5 protein-coding genes and 1 pseudogene are annotated in these 3,269 nt (G+C 68.0%); all 6 read right to left on the bottom strand.

The annotated features are described in order from the left end of the window. Nucleotides 1-146: 146 nt before the first annotated feature. Nucleotides 147-395 carry a hypothetical protein gene (locus QCN29_RS36620; RefSeq protein WP_279933576.1) on the bottom strand — a complete coding sequence of 83 codons (249 nt, stop codon included), beginning with the start codon at nt 393-395 and terminating at the stop codon, nt 147-149. Between the two features lie 78 nt (nt 396-473). Continuing rightward, nucleotides 474-869: a tryptophan synthase subunit alpha gene (locus QCN29_RS36615; protein ID WP_279933575.1), complete on the bottom strand. Its 396-nt coding sequence runs from the start codon at nt 867-869 to the stop codon at nt 474-476. Continuing rightward, complete coding sequence (locus tag QCN29_RS36610) at nt 866-1,084, bottom strand: hypothetical protein (RefSeq protein ID WP_279933574.1); 219 nt, start codon at nt 1,082-1,084, stop codon at nt 866-868. The genes QCN29_RS36615 and QCN29_RS36610 overlap by 4 nt, the downstream gene beginning before the upstream one ends. A 167-nt stretch (nt 1,085-1,251) precedes the next feature. Then, complete coding sequence (locus QCN29_RS36605; RefSeq protein WP_279933573.1) at nt 1,252-2,496, bottom strand: ATP-grasp domain-containing protein; 1,245 nt, start codon at nt 2,494-2,496, stop codon at nt 1,252-1,254. A 33-nt stretch (nt 2,497-2,529) separates the two neighbouring features. Beyond that, nucleotides 2,530-2,805 (bottom strand): hypothetical protein, encoded by a 276-nt coding sequence (locus QCN29_RS36600; RefSeq protein ID WP_279933572.1) that lies wholly within the window; start codon nt 2,803-2,805, stop codon nt 2,530-2,532. An 82-nt stretch (nt 2,806-2,887) separates the two neighbouring features. Then, nucleotides 2,888-3,019: pseudogene (locus QCN29_RS36595) on the bottom strand (SH3 domain-containing protein); the annotation flags it as partial. Nucleotides 3,020-3,269: the final 250 nt, after the last annotated feature.

Below are 3,269 nucleotides of genomic sequence, written 5' to 3'. Positions count from 1 at the left end.
GGTTTCCGGGATCGACTGCGGTGAAGGCACGCTCGGCGCGGTCCGCCTCGTAGCGGGCGCGTTCCACCGCCAGCACGGCGGCCCGGTGCGAGCGGGTGTGCCGGGCGGTGACCTCGTCCGCGGCGGCCAGCGCGACGGTGATCTGTTCACCGGTGAGCTGGGCCAAGGGCGTCGTACGTGTAGTCCTGCAGCGACTTCGCTTTGAGCGTCTTGGCCATCTCGAGGAAGAACGAGACCAACCGCTCCGCCGGGCGCATCTGCGAGTCAAAGAAGAAGGGAGTGCCCTCCTTCAACGCCCCCTTGCGCGACACGTAGGCGAATGCGTCCAGATCGACGCCTGGGGGCGCCTCGTAGAAGCGACGCACCTTGCTGCGTGACACAAAGAAGTAGTCCACCCCGCACCACCATGATCATGAGACATCCAGGAGCGTGGAACCTAACAGGCGCACCTGGGGTCTCATGTCACCCATGGATCACGGGTGAGACATCTGGACTTCCTTTGCATAATGCGGACCAAGAGCTTGGATCGTCGACCAATAGCTCATGACGACCACAGGCGTCTCACATCGAGCAGAGACGCGTCGCACCGTTTCCAGCGTGACTCTGACGCCATCACCAGCACGAAGAGCACAGCTATGCGCTGCGGCGATAGCCGGACAGTCGAGCCAGGGATCCGCTACTGGCGCACCCACTTCCAGCACCCCCGCGCCGCTCTTCGCAAAGGTGATGAAGGCGTCCACACCGCTGCGGAGATTCGGATAGCCCGCCACCGAGAAGGCCCCGAGGACGGGCTGGCGCTTCTCTGGCTGCCCGTCGAGATCGACAGCACGACGCAACACTGCGTCACGTACATGTACGTCAGACGTCATCGCAGGTCACCGCCGATCCGGACACTCTGGCGTTCGGAAAAGTGGTGCGGGATCCCGACCTCGAGCAGGCCGGCGCCGCGGTCGGCGAATATCCGTAGGGCGGCGCTGTCGTCGCCCGGCGAAGGGAAGCCCGCAGGGAGGAAGACGCCGAGTCGAGGCGCGTGTTGAGCGAGGCGCTGGGCGAGCCAGTTGGAGGCGGGGGTGAGGGGGATCATGGGGGGCGCCTTTCGCGAGGCGGAGGGGCAGCGGTCCCGGGAGTGTGCGGTGGCGGACGGTTTCAAGGAACCGCCCGCCACTTCGACGGAGCTGACGAGGGTCTTCGCCGCCGGGAGCTCGGCGGGTGGATGCCCGACGGAGTCGCTGCGGCGCGGACAGGAGCGGCTCACGCAGCGCTGATCATCGTGGGGCGGACCTCGACTTGGGCGCGTCCCAGGACGCTGTCGAGGTGTCGGCGTACGTCGGCTGCGGTGTCGCCGGTGATGATCGCGAAGCCAGCGCGGATGTTGTTCGGTTCGGTGGACGACGGTATGAGGGTGACCTGGTCGCCCACGTCGCAGAGCCACTGCAGTTCGCGCAGGTGACGGGCGCCGAACGGGTGGGGGTGCAGGGCGAGTCCGGTCACGGTGCCGTCGGCGGGCGGGTAGATCATGCCGATCGCTGCGCTGCGCGTGTGGGTGGGCGTGAGGTCCGGGGTGCGGCCGACCGCGAGGTTGGCTGCGGCTGCGGCGAGGTCCACGCCGGTTGCGTGGCGCACGAGTTGGCCGATGCGGTCGCCGCCGAGACGGGCGTTGACCTCGATCAAGCGTGGGCCGGAGGCCGTGAGCTTCATCTCGACGTGGGAGACGCCGTGGGTGATGCCCACCGCGCGCAGGGCGGCCGCGGCGACAGGGGCGACGATCTCGAGAAACGGGTCACCGGCGATGATGAGGTGGGACTGTTCCATGAAGAACGGCTCGAAGCCGACCGCCTTGCGAGTGACGGCAACGGCGGTGGTGACGCCGTTCTCGGTGACGGTCTCGACGGACACCTCGCTGCCGTCGAGGAACTCCTCCAGGAGGACGCCCTGGCCTTCTGGTCCCTGGTGGGCGGCGCCGGCGGAGGCGACATCCCAGAGGGCGGGCAGCTCGGTGATGTTGTCGACGCGGACGACGCCGATGCTGCCGGCGTGCGCGGCGGGCTTGAGGACGACGGGGTAGCCGCCCAGGCGCTCAGTGGCGGAGGCTGCCGCGTCGAGGCTGTGCACCCAGGTGGAGGCGGCCGAGGGGACGTCGGAGGCGGCGAACAGCTGTCGGCTGGTGGCCTTGTCGCGGGCGGCAGCGACCGCCGTGGGTGTGTTGCCGGGCAGCTGGAGACGTTCGGCGACCCGGGCGGCCGTCATGAGCAGGTACTCGTTGAACGTCAGCACGCCGACGATGGTCCAGTGGCGGGCGAGTGCCTCGGCGGCCGCGATCACGCGGGCCGGGTCGTTCAGGTCGGTCTTCTCGAAGTCGACGACATAGGGCCGTTGCCAGGTGGGCGCCTCGTCGTCTATGAGGAGCACGGAGTGCTCGTCGGCGGCGGATTCCAGCATGTACCGGCGCATCAGTTCGGGTTCGGAGCCGATGACGAGCAGCATCGGGTGGGACATGGAGTAACTCCTGGGGCGGGACACGGTGTTGGGCTAGGCGGCGTCGCGGGCCGTGAGGGTCGCGGGAGACGGTTTGGTTGCCGCCGTCTGCTGGGCAGGGGTGTGCGAAGCGGTGTAGGAGGCGCGGTAGCACCACAGGCCGCGAAGGGCCAGTGCCATCGCGAGTGCCTGGGCTGCGGAGCAGGTCAGCAGCAGGGCGGGGAGCCGGTCGGCGGGCAGTGCGGCGACGAGGGCTCCGGCGCCGGGTATAGGGATGACGATCAGGACGATGGTTACGCTCAGCGCGCCGCCGAAGACGGCCGCCGGCATCAGCCGGGCGCTGCGCTGAGAGCTGGAGTGGAAGCGCGGTGCCCCGGGCCGCTCGGCCCGGGGCACCGCGATCAGGGGTGGATCAGCTCAGGCACATGCGGACGTCGCGGTAGACGTACTTGCCGGAGACCCAGCCCTTCTTCTTGGTGTTCTTGTCGGTGATGTACACCCACGTCGCACCCTTGGTGGTCTTGTGCACCGTGAACTTGTGGGTTCTGTCGACGATCTTGTGATCCTGCGGTCCCGGCTCATCGCGCGAGCAGGACGCGTTTGCGAAGAAGATCGAGACTGGCACGGCCGAACATCTGGCGCTTCAGCATCTTAAAAGTTACGTGGAATCTGCCGGGGTGATCATGTCTCCCCGGTGACCACGGACTTGGGAGATGGCTTGAGCGGCACGACGGTACTCACGGAGAAGTGGCCGGTGCTCGGCCGGCACGCGCAGGCGGCGACGTGGCTGACAA

This window comes from Streptomyces chengmaiensis, assembly GCF_029846775.1.
Classification (GTDB): domain Bacteria; phylum Actinomycetota; class Actinomycetes; order Streptomycetales; family Streptomycetaceae; genus Streptomyces; species Streptomyces chengmaiensis.
Note: the sequence above shows the minus strand (reverse complement) of the source record. Positions and strands in the feature narration are given on the sequence as shown.